Below are 19904 nucleotides of genomic sequence, written 5' to 3'. Positions count from 1 at the left end.
GTCCTGACCGAAGGGCACCTTCGCTCGATCTATCCGAGCGAAGGTGCCCTTCGCTCGGAACGGGACGGGCTCAGGCGCGCGTGAGGTAGGTGCGCAGGACGTCGCACGCCTCGGAGATCGCGCCGACCGGCACCGACTCCTCGCGGGTGTGGGCGAGGTTCGGGTCGCCGGGGCCGAAGTTCAGGGCCGGGATGCCGAGCGCGGCGAAGCGGGCGACGTCGGTCCACCCGTACTTGGCGACGGGCACGGTGCCGGTCGCCGCGACGAAGCCGGCCGCCGCCGGCGCCGCCAGCCCCGGCAGCGCGCCCGGGGCCGCGTCGGTCTCGGTGAGCGCGAAGCCCGCGAAGACGTCGGCAACGTGCGCGCGGGCGTCGTCGAGGGTGCGGTCGGGCGCGAAGCGGAAGTTGACGGTCACCTCGCAGGCGTCGGGCACGACGTTGCCGGCCACGCCGCCCGCGATCCTCACGGCCTGCAGGCCCTCGCGGTAGCGGCAGCCGTCGATGTCGACCTCGCGCGCCTCGTACGCCGCCAGCCGCGCCAGCACCGGCGCCGCGGCGTGGATCGCGTTCTCGCCGAGCCACGAGCGCGCCGAGTGCGCCCGCCGGCCCCCCGTGCCCACCACCACGCGGAGCGTCCCCTGGCACCCCGCCTCGACCTGCCCGGACGTCGGCTCGCCGAGCAGCGCGAGGTCGGCGTCGAGCCAGTCGCGGTGCTCACGCTCGAGGCGCCCGAGGCCGTTGCGCGCCGACTCGATCTCCTCGCAGTCGTAGAGCACGAGCGTGACGTCGTGGGCGGGCTCGGTGACCGCGGCGGCGAGGTGGGTCATCACCGCCACCCCGGACTTCATGTCGCTCGTCCCGCAGCCGTAGAGGGTGCCGCCGTCGCGGCGCGAGGGGACGTTGTCGGCGATCGGCACCGTGTCCAGGTGCCCGGCGAGCAGCACCCGGCGCGGGCGTCCCAGGCGGGTGCGGGCGAGGACGGCCTGCCCCGAGCGCAGCAGCTCCAGGTGCGGCGCCTGGCTCGCCAGCGCGGCCTGCACGGCGTCGGCGAGCGCCTCCTCGTTCCCGGACACGCTCGGCACGTCGACCAGTGCCGCGGTCAGCGACACGGGGTCGGCCAGCAGGTCGAGGGTGACGGGAGGAGCGCTCACGCCGCCCGAGGCTAACCGGGTGGTCGGTCTGCTGGAGTGAGGGCTCGTCTCATCGAGCGGCGGGACGGCGTCCGAGCACGACGAGCGCGCCCGCCACGAGCACCACGGCGAGCACGGGCACCGCCCACGGGAGCACCCCGAGCACCAGCGCCGCCACCGCCGCGCCGACCAGCACCGCCGCCAGCTGCTTGAGCGCGACGATCCGCCCCCGCGGGCCGCCGGCGACGAGCGCCGCCATCGCCCCGGTCAGCGTGCCCGTCAGGTAGGTCGTGGACTCCCCCAGCCGCAGCGCGGTGCTGCTCTGCCCACCCATCGCGGCGGCGGCCACCGCCAGCAGCACCAGCGTCGGCACCCCCGGCACGGCCCAGGCCCCCGCCAGCACCCCCAGGACGACCAGCTCGACGACCAGCGGGGCACCGACGGCCTCGGATCGGCGCCGCCAGGCGAACGACCAGACCGCCACCCCGGCCGCGAACCCGAGCACGGCCACCAGCGGCGGCCACACCGCGGTCGCGTCCCCGCGGCCGGCCGCGCCGCCGACGGTGACGAGGTTGCCGGTCACGACGCCGGCGAACGGCCCGCCGAGGCTCGTCACGGCCCACAGGTCGACGACGCCGGACGCCGCCGCGAGCAGCGTCGACGCGGTCGCGACCCGCGACGCGGCGCGCTCGGTCACCTGACCTCCAGGAGTGGGCGGCCGATAGCCTGGCGCACGATGAGCACTCCCGCTGCCCCGCGTTCCTCCCGCGCCGTCGGCGTCGGCCTCGCCACCGTGGCCCTCGACGGCACCGTCCTCGACACCTGGTATCCGCTGCCCGAGCTCTCGGACGCGGCGGACGGCATGGCCGAGGAGCCGGGCACCGTCGTCGTGCCGGCCGGCGAGCTCGAGCCCTCCCTGGTCGAGGCGCTCGGCACCGACGAGGCCCGCGGCGTCGAGGTCGTCGCCGTGCGCACCGTCGCCGACCTCACCGGCCCGCCCGCGTCGGCCTACGACGCCTACCTGCGGCTGCACCTCATCTCGCACCGCCTGGTCCGGCCCCACGGCGTCGACCTCACCGGCATCTTCGGCCACCTCGCCAACGTCGTGTGGACCAACCACGGCCCCTGCCCGGTGCCGGAGTTCGAGCGCGTCCGCGCCCGGCTGCGGGCCCGCGGTCCGGTCACCGTGTACTCGGTCGACAAGTTCCCGCGCATGGTCGACTACGTGATCCCCACGGGCGTGCGGATCGGCGACGCCGACCGCGTGCGCCTCGGCGCGCACCTGGCCAGCGGCACCACCGTGATGCACGAGGGCTTCGTCAACTTCAACGCCGGCACGCTCGGCACCTCGATGGTCGAGGGGCGTATCTCCGGCGGCGTCGTGGTCGGCGACGGCTCCGACGTCGGCGGCGGCGCGTCGATCATGGGGACGCTCTCCGGCGGCGGCAAGGAGGTCATCTCGATCGGCGAGCGCTGCCTGCTCGGGGCCAACGCCGGCATCGGGATCTCCCTCGGCGACGACTGCGTCGTCGAGGCCGGCCTCTACGTCACCGCGGGCACCCGCGTGACGCTGGACGACGGGAGCGTCGTCAAGGCCGCCGAGCTCTCCGGGCGCTCCGGGCTCCTGCTGCGCCGCGACTCCGTCAGCGGCACCGTGCACGCCCTGCCGCGCACCGAGGGCGCGAAGGTCGAGCTCAACGCGGCGCTGCACGCGAACGACTGATCCCCTCAGAACGGGGGTGGGTCACCGAGGGCGTGGTCGACCGGCGGCGTCGACGCGGGTCGGGTCGTCCTCCCACCGACGGTGGCGGTGAAGCGCCGTCGCCAGTCGTCCAGGTGCTCGCTGTCGGTGGCGTGGTCGGGCCAGCCGTCGTCGGGCAGCGGTCGCGGTCGATCCGCAGGGCTCGGGGCGGGGAGCGACCGCAGGATGCGCGGGGGCCCGGTCGTGTAGATGAGCCCGGCGCGGGTCCGGATGACGAACCAGCCCGGGATCGGCTGGCGCACGTGCCAGCCGGCGAGGTGCTTGACGCGGTGATCGTGGGTGCACCAGGCGCCGAGGTTCCAGGTCACGGTGGGGCCGCCGCGCCCGTGGTCGCGGGTGTGGTCGATCTCGGCGCGGTGGGCGGCGCGACGGCACCACGGCACGACGCAGTGCCGGTCGCGGGCGCGGGTCCAGCGGTCGGCTTCGGCGCCGGGCCGGCGGCGTCGCCACTGATCGGGCCCGCTGCCCGCGTCCGGAGGCGTCCCCAGCGCGCCGTCGCGCTGCAGCGCGGCAACGCGCTGCCGGAGCTCGGCGAGCAGCGGCGCCCAGGGAGGGTGGTCGTACGGGTTCAGGGCGGCGAGCAGCGTCGTCGGAACCTGGAGTTCGACGATCGCGCCGGTCCGGGTCGCGCCCGGTGCTCGCCCCCGCGTGCGGGGGCCGGCTGGTCGGCTGCGGGCGAGCAGGACGTGGTGGAGGTGCCCGTCGCCGTCGACGAGCACGACGCGCCATTCGCCGTGGTGACGGGCGTGGACGAGGTCGCGCGCCACGGCGGCAGTGACCGCGCCGTAGCCGGGCACGCTGGCGGGATGCTCGTCGAGCCCGAGCGCGGTGGACAGGCGGAGCCGGACCTCGACGGTGCCGTGCCGCAACCGCCCGTCCCGCCGCTCCGGCTCCTGCTCCGGCTCGCCGGACAGGCCGGGCACGCCGGGCAGGCCAGGGAGGTCCACGGCGCCCTGGGCGTCGGGTGAGCCCGGCGCCGGCACCGACAGCTCGAGGTCGTGACGACCGCTCCCGGTCTCGTGGCCGGCCTCGTCGTCCGCCTCGCCGTCAGCCTCGCCGTCAGCCTCGTCGTCAGCCTCGTCGTCAGCGCTGTCGTCCTCGGGGCCACTCTCGTGCGGTCCATCAACCGGCCCGCCGTCGTCCGGCCCGCCACCGTCCGGCCCGTTGTCCGGCCGGTCGTCAGGTCCGTGATCGGGCCCGCCGTCGTCGGGGTCGTCGGGGTCGTCGGGGTCGTCGGGGCGCTGGAGGGCGTGGTACTCGGCGGCGAGCAGGGCCACGAGGTCGTCGTCGGTCATCCCGGCGGTGGAGCCGTCGAGCAGACGAGTGCCGACCTGCAGGCGCAGCTGGTTGATCGGGATCAGCACTCCCTGCCCGCGCACCTGCGCGGCCAGGGCCTCCACCCGCGCCATCGACGCGATCCCGTCCGCCGCGGGCGCATCGGCCAGCGACAACGTCTCCGTCCCTGACGGGTTGCACACCAACCCCACCCGCCCCCGCGCCTCCGCCCGCTTCCGTCGCCGCTCCGCCCAGTCCGGGTCGATCGCCACCACGACCTCGCTGAGCCGCTCCCGCAGCGCCATCACCGGCATGCCGGCCGCCTCGGGCAGCACCTCGGCCACCGCGAGCCGGGCGTGGTCCTCGGACAGGTCGGCCACGCCCTCGCTGATCGCGCGGACCTTCGGCTCGTCGAGCGTGCCCGACCACAACGCCTCACCCAGCACCGGCAACCGGCAGAACAGGTCCTCGGCCAGCTCCAGGCGCCGCGACGCGGTGGTGCGCGCACACCCCAGCACGGCGGCGACCTCGTCGCCGGAGAACTCGTCCGAGCTCGGCAACCGCCGCGGGCGCCCCTCGGCGTCCTCGGTGGCCATCCCCAGCTCCCGCAGCCCGGCCAGCAGCTGGGCCTCGGCGCGGTTGTGCACCGCGAACCGGGCCCGCACGAACGCCGCCAGCTCCGGGCCGTCCAAGGTGCTCGGATCGACCGTGTCCAACAGCGCATGAAGATCGGCGTCGGGAGCACGACCAGCCAACCGGGCCACCAGCCCGGGCCGCTGATCCTGCTCCACGCTCACGGGAAGAACGCTAGGACCGACCCCCGACAACGCCGCCCGAGAAACCCCAGGACAAAGCCCCACAGCAGGTCACGGAACGGTAACGATCCGCTCGGGCCTCTCCTTCGGGGCGGGTCGGGCCGACCGCACGACGTCCTCGCGAGCGAGTTCACGCTCGGGGTCACCCGCCCCTCCGACGTCCTCGGCCGGGCCCTCACGGAGATCGCCGGGACCACCCCTGCGCACGGCGCCCCGCGACCCTGACTCGTAGGGTGGGCGTGTGGACGTCGAGATCACTCGTCTGCCCGGCATCGGCACGAAGCAGGAGTTCGACACCGCGTCCGGACGGCGGATCGGGGTCCTGACCCACCGCGACGGTCACCGCGAGCTGCTCGTCTCCGCGCGGGAGGACCCGGACGCCTGCAGCGCGTCGGTGGCCCTGTCCGACGCGGAGGGCCAGGCCCTGGGCACGCTGCTGGGCGCGCCGAACCTCGTCGCGCAGCTGCAGGACCAGCAGCGCGAGGTCGAGGGCATCAGCACCGCGCAGTTCCCGGTCGGCGCCGGGTCGCCCTACGACGGGCGCACGCTGGGCGACACCGCGATGCGCACGCGCACCAGCACCTCGATCGTCGCCGTCGTGCGCGACCACGTCGTGTCGCCCTCGCCGGGCCCGGAGTTCGTGTTCCGCGCCGGCGACCTCGTCGTCGTGGTCGGCACCGGCGAGGGGCTGGGGCAGGCCGCGTCGATCCTCGAGGACGGCTGACCTGCACACCACCGCCCTCTCGCTGATCGAGCTGGGCGCGCTGTTCTTCGGTCTCGGCGTGCTCGGGCGGCTCGCCGGGCGCCTGGGCATCTCGCCGGTCCCGCTCTACCTGCTCGGCGGGCTGGCGTTCGGCTCGGGCGGGCTGCTGCCGCTCGAGGGCATCGAGCCGTTCACGGGCCTCGCGAGCGAGGTCGGGGTGGTGCTGCTGCTCCTGCTCCTCGGGCTCGAGTACTCGGCGTCCGACCTGGTCGGCGGCCTGCGCCGGTCGTGGCTCGCCGGGGTCGTCGACATGGTGCTCAACGCCGCGCCGGGCGCGGTCACCGCGCTGATCCTCGGGTGGGGCCCGCTCGGCGCGCTCGCGATGGCCGGCGTGACGTGGGTGTCGTCGTCCGGGATCGTCGCGAAGCTGCTCGAGGAGCTGGGGCGCCTCGGCAACCGCGAGACGCCCGCCGTGCTCTCGGTCCTCGTCATGGAGGACCTCGCGATGGCCCTCTACCTGCCGATCACCACGGCCGCCCTCGCCGCGCTCGGCTTCGTCGCCGGCCTGCGCACGGTCGCGATCGCGCTGGCGCTGCTCGTCGTCGTGCTCGTGGTGGCGCTGCGGTTCGGCCGGGTGGTGTCGGCGGTCGTCGAGTCGCCGACCTCCGAGGTGTTCCTGCTGCGGGTGTTCGGCATCGCGCTGCTGGTCGCCGGCATCGCCTCGCAGCTGCAGGTCTCCGCGGGCGTCGGCGCGTTCCTGCTCGGGATCGCGATCTCCGAGGACACCGCCGAGAGCGCCACGCGCGTGCTCGCCCCGCTGCGCGACCTGTTCGCCGCCGTGTTCTTCGTGGTGTTCGGGCTCAACACCGACCCCGCGCAGATCCCCGCCGTGCTGCCGGCGGCGATCGCACTGGCGATCGTGTCGACGGCCACGAAGGTCGCCGCCGGCTGGTTCGCGGCGCGCCAGATCGGGGTCGGGCGCCTGGGACGGTGGCGCGCGGGCGCGGTGCTCGTCGCGCGCGGGGAGTTCTCGATCGTCATCGCGGGGCTCGCGCTGACCACCGGGTCCGTCGACCCCGGCCTCGCTCCGCTGGCGACGACGTACGTGCTGCTCATGGCCGTCCTGGGCCCGGTCGCCGCGCGCGTCGTCGAACCGGTGCACGCGGCGGTCACGCGTCGGCTGCGTCCGTCTCCCTCGTGACCAGCCGGTCGCGCAGCACGTTCTTGCGGATCTTCCCGGACGCGGTCACGGGCATGACGTCGACGAGGTGCCAGCTCGCGGGCGTCTTGAACGCGGCGAGGTGCGCCCGGCACCAGGCGTGCAGCTCCTCGCCGGTCGGGACGGCGTCGGCCGCGGGGCGCACGAACGCGGCGACCGTCTCGCCCCAGTGCGGGTCGGGGCACCCGACGACCGCGACCTCGGCGACGGCGGGGTGGCCCTGGAGCAGCTCCTCGATCTCGCGGGGGTAGATGTTCTCGCCGCCCCGGATGATCATGTCCTTGATCCGGCCCTCGACGCGCAGCGTGCCCGCCCGGTCCATCGAGGCGAGGTCGCCGGTGTGGTACCAGCCGGCCGCGTCGAGCACGGCGGCGGTCGCCTCGGGGCGGGCGTAGTAGCCCTCCATGACGAGGTAGCCGCGCACGCAGAGCTCGCCGACGGTGCCGACGGGCACGGCCTCGCCGCCGACCGGGTCGGCGATCTTGACCTCGGTGTGCGGGAGCGGCGACCCGAGCGTGCCGAGGCGGACGTCGTCAGAGTCGTCGGGCGCGGTGGCGGTGACGATCGGGGCGGTCTCGGTGGTGCCGAAGACGATCGACATCCGGCCGCCGATCCGCGCCTCGACCTCGCGGCCCACCTCCGGCGGCACCGGCGACCCGCCGGCGAACAGGCAGCGCAGCGAGGAGGTGTCGCGGGTCGCGAGGTCGGGGTGGGCGAGCAGGGCGATGAGCATCGTCGGGACGCCGCCGGAGATCGTGGCACGCTGCGACTCGATCAGCGCCAGCTGCAGCGCCGGGTCGAACACCGTGAGGTAGACGATCGTCGCGCCCGTCGTGAGCGTGCCGAGCACCCCCATCCCGCAGCCCGCGGTGTGGAACAGCGGCATCGGCCACACGCACACGTCGCCCGGGCCGACGCTCATCCGCTGCAGGGTCAGGCGGGCGTTCTCGAGCATCGCGTGGTGGCGCAGCAGCACGCCCTTGGGGAACCCGGTGGTGCCCGACGTGTACTGGATCTGGACCCGGTCGTCGGGGCGCACCGAGGGCAGCTCCTGCTCCGGGTCGCCGCCAGCCACGAACGCGTCGAAGTCGGCCAGGTCGACGACCTCGCGCAGGTCGGGCAGGTCGTCGCGGACCTCGGCGACGATGTCGGCCATCGGGTTGCCGCGGTGGCTCGCGACGTGGAACAGGCCAGCGCTGCGCGACTGGCGCAGCACGTAGGCGATCTCGCCGGCCTGGTAGGCCGGGTTGGCGGTGACGAGCACCAGCCCGGCGAGCGCCGCCCCGTACTCGAGCTCGATCCACTCCAGCGAGTTGCCCGACCACACGGCCACGTGCTCGCCCGGCCGGAACCGGCCCAGCAGGGCGCGGGCGACGGCTTCGGCGCGCCCCAGCAGCTCGCCGTAGGTCAGCGTCCGCAGCGGCCCGGGGCCGGGCGCGCCCTCGACGACGGCGCGACGGTCGGGAGCCGCGGCCGCCGCCTCCCGCAGCGCGTCCCCGATCGTCTGCTCGGACAGCGGCGCCGAGGTGTCACCGCTGCGGTACGACGCCTCGTCCACACCGATCGTGGCCATCACGGTCCCCTTCGCTCGTCCGTCCGGGGACCACGGTGCTCGCCGCGGTGAGCCGTGTCACGCGACGTGGGTGCCGACCGTCCGATCGGCCCACACGCGTGCAGCCGCGGCGAACCCGACGGCGGTGAGCAGCCACGCGAGTTCGTCGACCGCGGTCGGACCGGGTCCGGTCCTAGGGGACGGGGTCGGTCTCGGGGTCGTAGGTCACCCGGCGTGGCCCCAGTCGCACGACCGCGACGCCCTGCACGAGCGCCGCCACGAGGATCACGACGAGCGCCGCGCGGAAGCCCGCGAGGTCGATGAGCACGCCCATCACCGGCGGCGCCAGCGCGGCGAGGAAGTAGGCCGACCCGAGGGTCAGCGCCGACACCGACGCCGCCGTCGCCCCGTCCGGGGTCCGCCAGGCGACCACGGCGAGCCCCAGGGGGAACCCGGCGCCCACGGCGACCGACGCCAGGACGATCCACGGCCACGGACCGACCACCGGCAGCACGGGCGCGACGAGGACGCCGGCGACGCCGGCGGTCGCGCAGAGCACGCAGAACGCCGCCCAGGGCGCCCAGGCGCGGCGCCGCTCGGCGGCCAGGGGGATCAGCAGCGCGGCGGGGATCTGCACGACGTTCCACACCGACAGCGCCACGGCCGCCCGCTCCGTCGAGAAGCCCTGCGCCTCGTAGAACGGGGCGAGCCAGGTCAGCCAGCCGTAGAACTGCACCGACGACATCGCCTGGAACAGCACGGCGAGCCGGGCGAAGCGGTTGCGCCACGGCAGGCGCACGGGGGCCGCGCCCGGGAGGTCGTGCAGCTGCCGCGTCGCGGGCCACCAGACGACGAGGGCGAGGACGGCGGGCAGCGTCCACGCCGCGAGGGCCCACCACCACCCGCCGAGCGCGTCCTGGAGCAGCAGCGCCGTCAGCGACGCGACGGTCGCCCCGCCCATCATCGCCACGGTGTAGAGCCCGGTGGCCGTGCCGGCCCGCTCGGGCAGGTGGTCGCGGATGACGCCGGTGATCGCCACGCCGACCACCCCGATGCCCAGGCCGATGGCGAGGCTCCCGACCACCAGCGCCACGGCAGTGGGCAGCCCGTGGGTGAGGGAGCCCAGCGCGATCGCCGCGACGCCCAGCGCCGCGGCCCGCTCGCGCCCGGTGCGGCGCGCGAGCGCCGGTGCGGCGAACGAGCCCGCGCCCATCATGAGGATGGTGGCGGCCTGTACGAGCCCGGCGAACGCCGCCGAGAGGCCGAGGTCGGCGCGGATCGTCTCGAGCAGCGGCGGGTAGGCCGAGAGCGCGGCCCGCAGGTTCACGGCGAGGGCCAGGACCGCCAGGAGCACGACGGCCGGGCGCACCCGGGTGCCGGTGGTGGTCACTCCGCCAGGCGCTCCGCCGCCGCGGCGATGCGCTCGTCGGAGGCGGTGAGGGCGACGCGGACGTGGGCGCCGCCGGCGGGGCCGTAGAACTCGCCGGGGGCGACGAGGATGCCGCGCGCGGCGAGGCGGTCGACCGTGGTGCGGCACGGCTCGTCGGCCGTGGCCCAGAGGTAGAGGCCCGCCTCGGAGTGCTCGACGCGCAGGCCGGCGGCCTCGAGCGCGGGCCGCAGGACGCGGCGGCGGTCGTCGTAGCGCGCGCGGGTCTCGGCGACGTGGACGTCGTCGCGCAGGGCGACGGTCATGGCCTCCTGCACGGGGCGCGGGACGATCATCCCGGCGTGCTTGCGGACCTGGAGCAGCCCGGCGACCAGCACCGGGTCGCCGGCGACGAGGCCGGCGCGGTAGCCCGCGAGGTTCGAGGTCTTCGACAGCGAGTGCACCGCGAGCAGGCCCTCGACGCTGCCGCCGTGCACCACGGGGTCGAGCACCGAGGTCGTCAGCACCCCCGGTCCGGGCAGGGCGAGGTAGCACTCGTCGGCGGCGACGACCGCGCCCAGCTCGCGGGCCTCGGCGACCCGCGCGGCGAGCGCGGCGGCGTCCAGGACGCGGCCGGTCGGGTTCGACGGCGAGTTCAGCCAGGCCAGGCGGGTGCCGGCGGGCAGCGGCTCGTCGTCACGCACCCGCGCGGGCGTCGCGCCCGCGAGCTGCGCCCCCACCTCGTAGGTCGGGTACGCGAGGTCGGGGAAGGCCACGACGTCGTCGCGGCCCAGCCCGAGCAGCGTCGGCAGCCACGCCACCAGCTCCTTCGAGCCGATGGTGGGCAGCACGGCGTCCGGGTCCAGGCCCTCGTCCGACGAGCGCCCGGCCCCGTGGCGGCGTGCCAGCGCGTCCACCGCGGCCTCCCGCAGCGCGGGGGTGCCCCACGTCTGCGGGTAGCCCGGGGAGTCCCACGCGGCGCGCAGCGCCTCGCCGACCGCCGCGGGGACCGGGTCCACGGGCGTGCCGACCGACAGGTCGACCACCCCGTCGGGGTGGCCGCGGGCGACCGCGGCGGCCCCGGCGAGGCTGTCCCACGGGAAGTCCGGCAGGGCGGGGAAGTGCACCCCGACCCGACCCGTGGTGGTCACTCCCCCTGCGGCGGCAGGTCCGGGACGGGGCCGGCGTCACGCTCGACCTTGCCGACCTTCGAGGCGCCGCCGGGCGAACCCAGCTCGTCGAAGAAGTCGACGTTCGCCTGCGTGTACACGGACCACTGGTCCGGCACGTCGTCCTCGTAGTAGATGGCCTCGACCGGGCAGACCGGCTCGCACGCCCCGCAGTCGACGCACTCGTCGGGGTGGATGTACATCATCCGGCCCCCTTCGTAGATGCAGTCGACAGGGCATTCTTCGATGCACGCCTTGTCGAGCACGTCGACACACGGTTCGGCGATCACGTACGTCACGTCTGCTCCTGCTCCTCACTCACGTCGTCCGACGGCCCGGACCCTCGCGTGGTGGTGTCACGCGGCCTCGGGGCACGCCTGCGGCGAGTATTCCGGTCGTCGCCCCGTCACGCTTGCGCGGGGGCGACCTGATTGCCCCGGATGACGATGGCGGCCGTCACACCGCGCCGTTCCGGGCGACCCACTTCGCGGCCGCGCGGGCGGCGCGCTTCAGCGCCGAGCGCTCGTTGCGGTAGCTGCCGACCGCCCCGACGACCGGCAGGTTCGCCAGCAGGCGCCAGGCCCGGCGGCCCTGCGGGCGCCGATCGAGCTCGCCCTGCAGGCCCCAGAGCGTCTTGCCCATGCGCCACACGGCCCGGGCCAGCGCCGCGAGGCGGCCGTCAGTGTGCCCCTCGCCGACCTCGCCGGCCAGCTCGCCGGCCTCGCGCTCCACCTCGGGGCCGTGCGCGTCGCCGTGGCGGCGCGGGTCGACCTCGCGCCCGAAGAGCACCGACGCGAGCAGGCGGACCTGCTCGTCGCGGCCGTCCATCCCGTGCTCGCTCGCGATCGCGCACACCACGAGGCCCTGGGCGCCCAGCCCGAGGATGTCCGAGACCGGCAGCCGGCGCGCCAGGGCACCGCCGATGCCGGGGATCGACGCGACGACCGAGGTGAAGCGGCCGACGCGTGACACCCACCACTGGTCGCGCTCCTCGGGGCTCATCGCCTGCCAGCGCGGCGTGCCGGGGAGCTTCGAGGTGGCGAGCCGGTCGAGGGCGCGCGCACGCCCGGTGCGCACGGCCCGACCGACCTTGCCGCGCTTCGTCGTCGGGGCCGGGAGGGCCTTGCCCCCGTTCTCGTGCAGCTCGATCGCGCGGCGCTCGGCGAGGCGGCCGAGACGGAACGGGTCGGCGTCACGCAGTCCGCGCAGCACCGGGCCGGTGGCGGCCACGAAGGGTCGCAGGACGCGGACGACGTGCTCGTCGGGGATGGCGGGCATGGCGGCTCGTTTCCCGACCGGCGCGCTGCTCAACCGTCGGACGGGGCCCGGGTGAGCACCCGCCGCTTCGCCGAGGTCCACGACAGCGCCAGCGCGCCGGGCAGCACCCCGGCCGCGAGCAGGAGGACCGCCCGCCAGTCCGGCGGCAGGACCCCGGCGCCGGCGGGGCTCCACAGCCCCGCGCCGAGGATCGTCAGCGTCCACGCCGCGAGCGGCACGAACGGGGCGTGGCTCGCGGGCCAGGCGGTGTCGGCGGCGAGCACGAGCACCGGGACGGTGACCAGCGCGACGGCCGCCGCGAGGGGCAGCGGGACCCCGTCGGCGGCGGTGCGCAGGGTCAGCCACGCCATCTCGGTCCACGCGAGCAGCACCGCGTCGAGCGCGAGCAGGGCGACCACGGCGAGGGGGAGCAGGGTGCGGCGCGGCGTCGGGGTGGGCTCCTCCGTCGAGCGAGGGTCACCCTCGCTGCCTGCCACGCAGTCGGGGACGCCCTCGCTCACGACGGCGGGAACAGGTCGTCGGGGGCGCTCGCGGGGCCGCGGAGGTGCACGAAGCACTCGGCGGGCAGGACGGGCTGGGCGAGGTCGTTGGACAGCGCGTAGGCCGGGGGCTCGCTGCCGTCGTCGTGGACGGTGATCTGGGTGGCGTGGGCGCGCAGCGCGGCCAGCTTGGCGACGCGGGCGGCGCCGAGCGGGACCCGGGTGGTGATCGTCGCGTCGGGCACCGTCGGCAGGTCCTCGACGGGCGGGACCGGGACCGGCAGCCACGACCGCCGGCGCAGGACGGCGAGGCCGGCGTCGACCTCGTCGTGCGCGGCGGCGGTGGCGACGACGGTGATCACCGTGGCGTCGGGGTCGACGATGTCGACCGCCGCGAGCGTGATGTCGTGCGCGCGCACGTGGTCGGGGTGGCCGTAGCCGCCGCGCTCGTCGTAGGTCACCACCACGCGCGGCTCCACCTCGCGCATCACCTCGACCAGGGCCTTGACCTGCGCCTCGAAGCCGCGCGGGGTGGCGAGGGCGTCGTCGTCGACCGACTCCGGGGCCGCCGCGAGGATGCCCTCGCCGACCCGGACCATCCCCGAGTCCCGCCACGCCCCGACCTCGCCGAGCCAGCGGTGGTCGGTGACGCCGAGGGCCGCGCAGGCCCGGGCGAGCTCGCCCTCGCGGTACTCGCCGAGCGCATCGCCGGACAGGTGCCGCAGGCCGGGCGGGATCACCTCGCCCGCCTCACCACGGTTGCAGGTCACGAGGGTGACCGGGATGCCCGCGCCGGTGGCCAGGGCCATCACGCCGCCGCAGGTGATCGTCTCGTCGTCCGGGTGGGCGTGGACGAGCAGCAGCGGTCCGGGGCTCACCCGGGGCACGGTAGGCCGTCCGGGGGCACGCGACCGGGCGGGGTGGGGCGAGACTCACTCCCGTGACGGACCTGACCTGGTCGGTGTCGTGGGAGACCGACCTCGACGACGCGGCGCACGGTCCGCTGGCCCGCCTCCTGGCGCGGGCGTACGACCGGCCCGACCGGTTCGCCGACGGGCGGAGCTGGGCCGGCGCGCGTCCCGAGCGGCGGATCGTGGCCCACGACGCCGGTGCCCCGGTGGCCCACGCCGGGATCGTCCGCCGGTTCCTGCGGGCGCTCCCCGACGGCGGCGAGGTGCTGGTCGGCGACGTCGGGCTCGTCGCGGTCGACCCCGCCCGGCAGGGCCGGGGCGTCGGGCGGGCGCTGATGGCCCGCGTGGCGGACGCGCTCGTCGACCTCGGCGTCCCGTTCGGGTTCCTGTCCTGCGGGCCCGCCGTCGAGGGCTTCTACCGCGCCGCGGGCTGGACCCGCCTGCCCGGCGTCACGACGCGCCTGATCGACACGCACCACCGGAACCGCACCGACACCGACCCGGCGATGGTGCTCGCCGCGGCCCGCCCGCCGGCGGCCTGGCCCGAGGCGACCGTGCTCGTGCGCGACGGGCAGCTCGTCTAGTCCGCCCGGACGAGGTGCGGGGGCTCGGCGAAGTGGCAGGCGGCGGGGTGGTCGGTCGACGGGCGGACCTCGAGCGCCGGCGGGTCCTGCGCGCAGATCGCCGCCGCCTTCGGGCAGCGCGTGCGGAACCGGCACCCCGAGGGCGGGTCCGCCGGGCTCGGGACGTCGCCCTCGAGCCGGATCGCCGCGCGGCGCCCGCGCAGCGACGGGTCCGGCACCGGCACCGACGAGAGCAGCGCCTGGGTGTACGGGTGGCTCGCGCGGCCGTAGATCTCCTCCGCGGTCCCCGTCTCCACGATCGACCCGAGGTACATCACCGCGACCCGGTCGCACAGGTGGCGCACGACGCCGAGGTCGTGGGCGATGAACAGGTACGCCAGCCCGAACTCGCGCTGCAGGTCCGAGAGCAGGTTGAGCACCTGCGCCTGGATCGACACGTCGAGCGCCGACACCGGCTCGTCGCAGACGATCACCTTGGGGCGCAGGGCCAGCGCGCGGGCGATGCCGACGCGCTGGCGCTGCCCGCCGGAGAACTGGTGCGGGTAGCGGCGGATGTGCTCGGGGTTGAGCCCGACCACCTCGAGCAGCTCCTGCACGCGCCGCCGCCGGTCGCCCTTCGGCGCCACCTCTGGGTGGATGTCGAAGGGCTCGCCGACGATGTCGCCGACGGTCTTGCGCGGGTTCAGCGACGTGTACGGGTCCTGCAGGACGATCTGCATGTCCCGGCGCCACGCGGTGAGCGCGGCGCCCCGCTTGGCGAAGAGGTCCTCGCCCTCGAACGTCGCGGTGCCGCTGGTCGGCGGGGTCAGGCGCATCAGCACCTGCGCGAGCGTCGACTTGCCGCAGCCCGACTCCCCGACGACCCCGAGCGTCTCGCCCGGGTGCAGGTCGAGCGAGACGCCGTCGACGGCGCGCACGTGCCCGACGGTCTTGCGGAACAGCACGCCACGGGTCACCGGGAAGTGCTTGACCAGGTCGCGGACCGACAGGATCGGTTGGCTCACCGGGACACCACCTCGTGCGTCGTCGGACGGTCGGGCCCCTCGGCGACGAAGCGCTCGGCGAAGTGGCAGGCGGCCTGGTGGCCGGACCCCAGCTCGCGCAGCGCCGGCACCTCGTCGGTGCACACGTCCACGGCGTGCGCGCAGCGCGGGTGGAACGGGCAGCCGTCCGGGATCGCCGACAGGCTCGGCGGCAGGCCCGGGATGGGGCGCAGCGGAGCGCCCGCGACGTCGTCGACGCGCGGCACCGAGTCCATCAGCCCGCGCGTGTACGGGTGCGCCGGGTGCGCGTAGAGCGAGGCGGCGTCGGTGTGCTCCACGATCCGTCCCGCGTACATCACCGCGATCCGGTCGGCGACCTCGGCGACCACGCCGAGGTCGTGGGTGATGAGGATCAGGCCCATCCCCCGCTCGCGGCGCAGCTCGTCGAGCAGCTCCATGATCTGCGCCTGCACCGTGACGTCGAGCGCGGTGGTCGGCTCGTCGGCGATGAGCAGCTCCGGGTCCAGGGCCAGCGACATCGCGATCATGGCGCGCTGGCGCATGCCGCCGGAGAACTGGTGCGGGTACTCCTTCACGCGCTGCTTCGCGTTGGGGATCTTGACGAGGTCCAGCATCTCGGCGGCCTTCACCATCGCGTCCTTGCGCGACATCCCGCGCCGGAACCGGAACTGCTCGGCGATCTGGAAGCCCACCGAGTAGACGGGGTTCAGGGCCGACAGCGCGTCCTGGAAGATCATCGCCATCGACTCGCCGCGCAGCAGGCGGCGGCGCTCGGGGTCGGCGCCGAGCAGCTCCTCGCCGCGGAAGCGCACCGAGCCGCCGGTGATCCGCCCGGGCGGGGTGTCGAGGATGCCCATCACCGTCTGCGCGGTGACGCTCTTGCCGGAGCCGGACTCGCCGAGCACCGCGAGGGTCTCGCCCTCGTCGACGTGGTAGCTCACGCCGTTGAGCACCGACGCCGTCTCGCGGCCGCGGCCGAACTCGACGCGGAGGTCGTCGACCTCGAGGAGAGGAGCCACGGTCACCGCCCTCTCGGGTCGAGGGCGTCGCGCACGGCGTCGCCCATCATGACGAAGGCCAGCACCGTGATCACCAGGAAGCCGGCCGGGAAGAACAGGGCCCAGGGGATGTCCTGCACGCGGTCGCGCGCCTCGGAGATCATCACGCCCCACGAGACGACGGGGTCGCGCAGGCCGATGCCGAGGAACGACAGCGTCGCCTCGGCGCCGATGAACACCCCGAACTGGATGGCGCCGTAGACCAGGACCGGTGCCAGCGTGTTGGGCAGGATGTGCCGCAGCACCACCCGGAACGGGCCCGCGCCCAGCGCCTTGGCCGCCTTGACGTAGTCCTGCTGCGAGGTCTCGATCGCCGCCGCGCGCATGATGCGCATGGCCACCGGCCAGGTCAGCACGACGATCGTCAGCACCACCTGGAACACCAGCTGACCGGCGCCGACGATCTGGCCCGGCTTGTTGAACGAGGTCAGGATGACGATGCCGCCGAGCACGAACGGCAGGCCCGCGAAGATCTCGCCGATGCGCGAGAGCAGCGAGTCCGGCCAGCCCTGCGAGTAGCCGGCGAGCAGCCCGGCGAGCGAGCCGACGACCACGGTGCCGAACGTCGCCAGGAACCCGACCGCCAGCGACGGCGCCGCCCCGTAGATGGTGCGCGCGTAGACGTCGCGGCCCTGCAGGTCGTAGCCGAAGACCGCGTCCGGCCCCGGGGGCTCCCGGGACCGCTCGAGCAGCCCGACCGTGGGGTCGACGGACGTGAACAGCGACGGCGCGAGCGCCATGAGCAGCAACAGGACGATGAGCGCGGCGGCGATCCAGAAGCGCGGCCGCCCGCGCAGCTCGGTCCAGGCGTCGGCCCACAGGCCGCGGGTGGCCTGCCCGGGGCCGTTGTCGGGGACGACCCCGTCGTCGACGCCGGGTGATGGGGCCGTGGTCAGCGGCTCAGTCATAGCGGATCCTCGGGTCGAGCACGGCGTAGAGCAGGTCCACGACGAGGTTCGCGATCAGGTAGACGATCACCAGCAGCGCGACGATGCCGACGACGGTCGCGGTGTCCTGCTGCTGGAGGCCGCGGTAGACCAGACCGCCGATGCCGCGGATGTTGAACACGCCCTCGGTGACGATCGCGCCGCCCATGAGCGCGCCGATGTCGGTGCCGAGGAACGTGACCACGGGGATCAGCGAGTTGCGCAGCATGTGCACCCCGACGACGCGGCGCCGGGGCAGCCCCTTGGCGACGGCGGTGCGCACGAAGTCGGCGCGGGTGTTCTCCATGAGGCTCGTGCGGGTCAGGCGCGCGACGTAGGCCATCGAGAGGCTCGCGAGCACGAAGCCGGGCACGATCAGCTCGCCGATCGACGGGTCGCCCGACACCGACGTGCGGATGATGCCGAGCTCGACCCCGAGGACCTGGCGCAGCACGAGGCCGGTGACGAACACCGGCAGCGCGATGAGGAAGAGCGTCGAGACCAGCACCAGCGAGTCGACGAACCCGCGCCCGCGCAGGCCGGAGACGACGCCCGCGATGATGCCGATGACCGCCTCGATGACCAGCGCGATGAGCGCGAGCTTCACGGTGATCGGGTAGGCGTCGGCGATCAGCGTCGAGACCTCGGTGCCCGAGAACGTCTGCCCGAAGTCGCCGGTGAGCACGTTCCCCAGGTACTTCAGGTACTGGACGATCAGCGGGTCGTCGAGGTTGTAGCGCTCCGTGATGGCGGCCTTGAAGGCCGGCGAGCACTCGCGCTGCCCGCACTTGCCGGCGAACGGGTCGTCGCGCAGGCCCCAGACGAGCGCGTAGACGATGAAGGTGGTCCCCAGGAAGACGGGGATCAGCTGCAGCAGGCGCCGCAGGGTGTAGCGACCCACGGGAGGACTCCTCGGTCGTTCCGACCCGCCGTGCGGGACGCGGGCTCCCCTATGAGAACAGGGAGTGCCCGGCCCCGCACGGACGGTGGTGGTGGTCGGTGTCCGGGGTCAGTTCTGCGGGTTGAGCTGGAAGGACGTCGTGACGAGACGGTCCAGCGGGTTGCGGTCACCGGAGGCGAGCCGCGACGAGTCCCCGTAGATGATCTGCCGTGTGAACAGCGGGATCGACGGCATGTCCGCGAGGATCAGCCGCTCGGCCTCCTGGTACCCCGCCTCGGCCGCCTGCTCGTTCGGCGCCTGGTCCGCCCGGTCGAGCGCCTGGTCGACCGCCGGGTTGGAGTACTTGAAGTCGTTCGACGACGCGTCGGTGCGGTAGAGCTGCGTCAGGAACGTCTCCAGGTTCGGGTAGTCGCCGATCCACGCGGCGCGGAACAGCCCCTGGAACTGGAACGCGTTGGCCTGCTGGCGGACCTCGGAGAACGAGGGCAGCGGGGTGTACTGCGCGTCGATGCCGAGGTTCTGGCGCAGCTGGTTGGTGACCGCCTGCATCCACTCGCTGTGCCCGCCGTCGGCGTTGGCCGTGAGGGTCAGCGGACCCTGGAAGCCGCCGGCCTGGGCGAGCAGCTCACGCGCCCGCTGCGGGTTGAACTGGCAGTTCGCGCCGCACTGGTTGGGCAGGTAGCCCTGCGCGGCCGGCGTCGCGAGACCGTCGGCGGGCTTGTAGGTGCCGCCGAAGATCTGGTCGACGATCGCCTGGCGGTCGATCGCCATCGACATCGCCTGGCGCACCTGCGGGTTCTGGAACCGCGGGTCGTAGAGCGGGAAGCCCAGCGCCGTGGTCTGCAGGCCGTCCTTGGCGTGCGCGCCGGCGCCGAGGTCCTGGCGCCAGCGGCCGCCGGTCAGCGCGGCCGGCGGGATCGCCTTGACGTGGTCGAGGTTGCCGGAGACCACGTCGTCGTAGGCGGTCTGGATGTCGGCGTAGACCCGGAACTCCAGGCGCGGGACCTGCGGCTTGTCCGAGCCGGCGTACTGGTCGTTGCGGACCAGCGTCATGTTCTGGTTCGGCGTGCGGGACTCGAACTTGTACTCGCCGTTGCCCACCGGTGCGGCCTCGAAGCCCGCGCGGTCGGTGAAGAACTTCTGCGGCAGCGGGTAGTACGCCGAGTACCCGAGCGTCGTCGGGAAGATGACGAACGGCGCCTTGAGGGTCACCTCGAAGGTCTGCGGGTCGACCACGCGCAGGCCGCGCATCGCCGGCGCGGTCGGCGCCTCGCCCGAGACCTCGTCGTACCCGTCGATCTTCTCCATGAACGACTGGGCCTGCGCGGCGTTCGGGCCGTAGGCGACCCAGTTCCACGCGTCGACGTAGTTCTGCGCGGTCACCGGCGTGCCGTCGTGGAACGTCCAGCCCGGCTTGAGCTTGATCGTCCAGACCCTGTTGTCCGCCGACGTGATCGACTCCGCCGCCTCGTTGGAGGGCGCCGCGGTGTTCACGTCGTACTTGACGAGCCCGGCGAACAGGGCGTCGAGGACGTCACCGCCGTTCTGCTCGGTGTTGTTGCCCGGGATCAGCGCGTTCTCCGGCTCGCCCCAGTCGAGGCTCACGGTCTGGGCGGCCTGGTCGTTGCCGCCCCCTCCCCCGCCGCACGCGGTGGCGACCAGCGCCACGGCGAGCGTTGCGGCCACGACCGTGGCCAACCGACGCAACGGCAACGTTCCTCCTCATGGTGGTAGCACCGCCGGGTCCCTCGCGCGGGGCAACTGATCGATCAC

At 74.7% G+C, this 19904-nt stretch carries 19 protein-coding genes; 4 read left to right on the top strand and 15 right to left on the bottom strand.

The features are described 5' to 3' along the window. Positions 1–70: 70 nt before the first annotated feature. Together dapE and EV188_RS16080 are read right to left on the bottom strand one after the other, a co-directional pair. On the bottom strand, positions 71–1150 hold the full coding sequence (gene dapE, locus EV188_RS16085; protein WP_133827299.1) for a succinyl-diaminopimelate desuccinylase: 1080 nt from the start codon (positions 1148–1150) through the stop codon (positions 71–73). 49 nt (positions 1151–1199) lie between these two features. Beyond that, complete coding sequence (locus EV188_RS16080; protein WP_166659920.1) at positions 1200–1826, bottom strand: DUF1275 family protein; 627 nt, start codon at positions 1824–1826, stop codon at positions 1200–1202. A gap of 39 nt (positions 1827–1865) precedes the next feature. Here EV188_RS16080 and dapD point away from each other — a divergent pair, with 39 nt between their 5' ends. Next, a complete protein-coding gene (gene dapD / locus EV188_RS16075; protein ID WP_133827297.1) occupies positions 1866–2852 on the top strand; it encodes a 2,3,4,5-tetrahydropyridine-2,6-dicarboxylate N-succinyltransferase in 987 nt (328 codons plus the stop codon). 5 nt (positions 2853–2857) lie between these two features. Here the strand turns inward: dapD and EV188_RS16070 are convergent, their stop codons facing one another. Beyond that, positions 2858–4963 (bottom strand): HNH endonuclease signature motif containing protein, encoded by a 2106-nt coding sequence (locus tag EV188_RS16070; protein ID WP_133827296.1) that lies wholly within the window; start codon positions 4961–4963, stop codon positions 2858–2860. Positions 4964–5222: 259 nt separating this feature from the next. On the opposite strand from EV188_RS16070, the gene EV188_RS16065 reads away from it, so the two are divergent. Both EV188_RS16065 and EV188_RS16060 read left to right on the top strand, forming a co-directional pair. After that, entirely contained in the window at positions 5223–5705 is a 483-nt protein-coding gene (locus EV188_RS16065) for a cation:proton antiporter regulatory subunit (protein WP_133827295.1), read from the top strand. A gap of 1 nt (position 5706) precedes the next feature. Beyond that, positions 5707–6885 (top strand): cation:proton antiporter, encoded by a 1179-nt coding sequence (locus tag EV188_RS16060; protein ID WP_133827294.1) that lies wholly within the window; start codon positions 5707–5709, stop codon positions 6883–6885. Here EV188_RS16060 and EV188_RS16055 read toward each other — a convergent pair. The 7 genes from EV188_RS16055 to mshB form a co-directional block, all read right to left on the bottom strand. Beyond that, on the bottom strand, positions 6854–8476 hold the full coding sequence (locus EV188_RS16055) for an AMP-binding protein (protein ID WP_133827293.1): 1623 nt from the start codon (positions 8474–8476) through the stop codon (positions 6854–6856). The genes EV188_RS16060 and EV188_RS16055 overlap by 32 nt on opposite strands. 172 nt (positions 8477–8648) lie before the next feature. Then, positions 8649–9845 (bottom strand): MFS transporter, encoded by a 1197-nt coding sequence (locus tag EV188_RS16050; protein WP_243741748.1) that lies wholly within the window; start codon positions 9843–9845, stop codon positions 8649–8651. Beyond that, a complete protein-coding gene (dapC, locus tag EV188_RS16045; RefSeq protein WP_133827740.1) occupies positions 9842–10948 on the bottom strand; it encodes a succinyldiaminopimelate transaminase in 1107 nt (368 codons plus the stop codon). Before dapC ends, EV188_RS16050 begins: the two co-directional genes overlap by 4 nt. A 20-nt stretch (positions 10949–10968) precedes the next feature. Further along, complete coding sequence (fdxA, locus tag EV188_RS16040) at positions 10969–11289, bottom strand: ferredoxin (RefSeq protein ID WP_133827292.1); 321 nt, start codon at positions 11287–11289, stop codon at positions 10969–10971. A 157-nt stretch (positions 11290–11446) separates the two neighbouring features. Further along, on the bottom strand, positions 11447–12268 hold the full coding sequence (locus tag EV188_RS16035) for a hypothetical protein (RefSeq protein WP_133827291.1): 822 nt from the start codon (positions 12266–12268) through the stop codon (positions 11447–11449). A gap of 29 nt (positions 12269–12297) precedes the next feature. Beyond that, positions 12298–12768, bottom strand: a complete 471-nt coding sequence (locus tag EV188_RS16030) for a hypothetical protein (RefSeq protein WP_243741747.1) — start codon at positions 12766–12768, stop codon at positions 12298–12300. Continuing rightward, the gene (gene mshB, locus EV188_RS16025; protein ID WP_341770768.1) at positions 12765–13625 is read right to left on the bottom strand and encodes an N-acetyl-1-D-myo-inositol-2-amino-2-deoxy-alpha-D-glucopyranoside deacetylase; all 861 of its coding nucleotides are present in this window, start codon (positions 13623–13625) and stop codon (positions 12765–12767) included. Before mshB ends, EV188_RS16030 begins: the two co-directional genes overlap by 4 nt. 62 nt (positions 13626–13687) lie before the next feature. Between mshB and EV188_RS16020 the strand changes: the two genes are divergently transcribed. Further along, positions 13688–14242: a GNAT family N-acetyltransferase gene (locus EV188_RS16020; protein WP_133827289.1), complete on the top strand. Its 555-nt coding sequence runs from the start codon at positions 13688–13690 to the stop codon at positions 14240–14242. Here EV188_RS16020 and EV188_RS16015 read toward each other — a convergent pair. The 5 genes from EV188_RS16015 to EV188_RS15995 all read right to left on the bottom strand — a co-directional run bounded on the left by EV188_RS16015 (position 14239) and on the right by EV188_RS15995 (position 19829). Next, complete coding sequence (locus tag EV188_RS16015) at positions 14239–15246, bottom strand: ABC transporter ATP-binding protein (RefSeq protein ID WP_133827288.1); 1008 nt, start codon at positions 15244–15246, stop codon at positions 14239–14241. The two genes, EV188_RS16020 and EV188_RS16015, sit on opposite strands and share 4 nt — an antisense overlap. Beyond that, positions 15243–16265 carry an ABC transporter ATP-binding protein gene (locus EV188_RS16010; RefSeq protein WP_133827287.1) on the bottom strand — a complete coding sequence of 341 codons (1023 nt, stop codon included), beginning with the start codon at positions 16263–16265 and terminating at the stop codon, positions 15243–15245. Before EV188_RS16010 ends, EV188_RS16015 begins: the two co-directional genes overlap by 4 nt. Positions 16266–16267: 2 nt before the next feature. Then, positions 16268–17212, bottom strand: coding sequence for an ABC transporter permease (locus EV188_RS16005; protein WP_133827286.1), 945 nt, complete (start codon positions 17210–17212; stop codon positions 16268–16270). Continuing rightward, complete coding sequence (locus EV188_RS16000; RefSeq protein WP_133827285.1) at positions 17205–18131, bottom strand: ABC transporter permease; 927 nt, start codon at positions 18129–18131, stop codon at positions 17205–17207. Before EV188_RS16000 ends, EV188_RS16005 begins: the two co-directional genes overlap by 8 nt. A gap of 108 nt (positions 18132–18239) precedes the next feature. Continuing rightward, positions 18240–19829, bottom strand: coding sequence for a peptide ABC transporter substrate-binding protein (locus tag EV188_RS15995; protein ID WP_133827284.1), 1590 nt, complete (start codon positions 19827–19829; stop codon positions 18240–18242). Between the last annotated feature and the right edge of the window lie 75 nt (positions 19830–19904).

Origin of the sequence: Actinomycetospora succinea (assembly GCF_004363095.1) — a bacterium.
In the GTDB taxonomy this organism is placed as follows: Bacteria; Actinomycetota; Actinomycetes; order Mycobacteriales; family Pseudonocardiaceae; genus Actinomycetospora; species Actinomycetospora succinea.
This window is presented reverse-complemented; position numbering and strand designations above follow the sequence as displayed.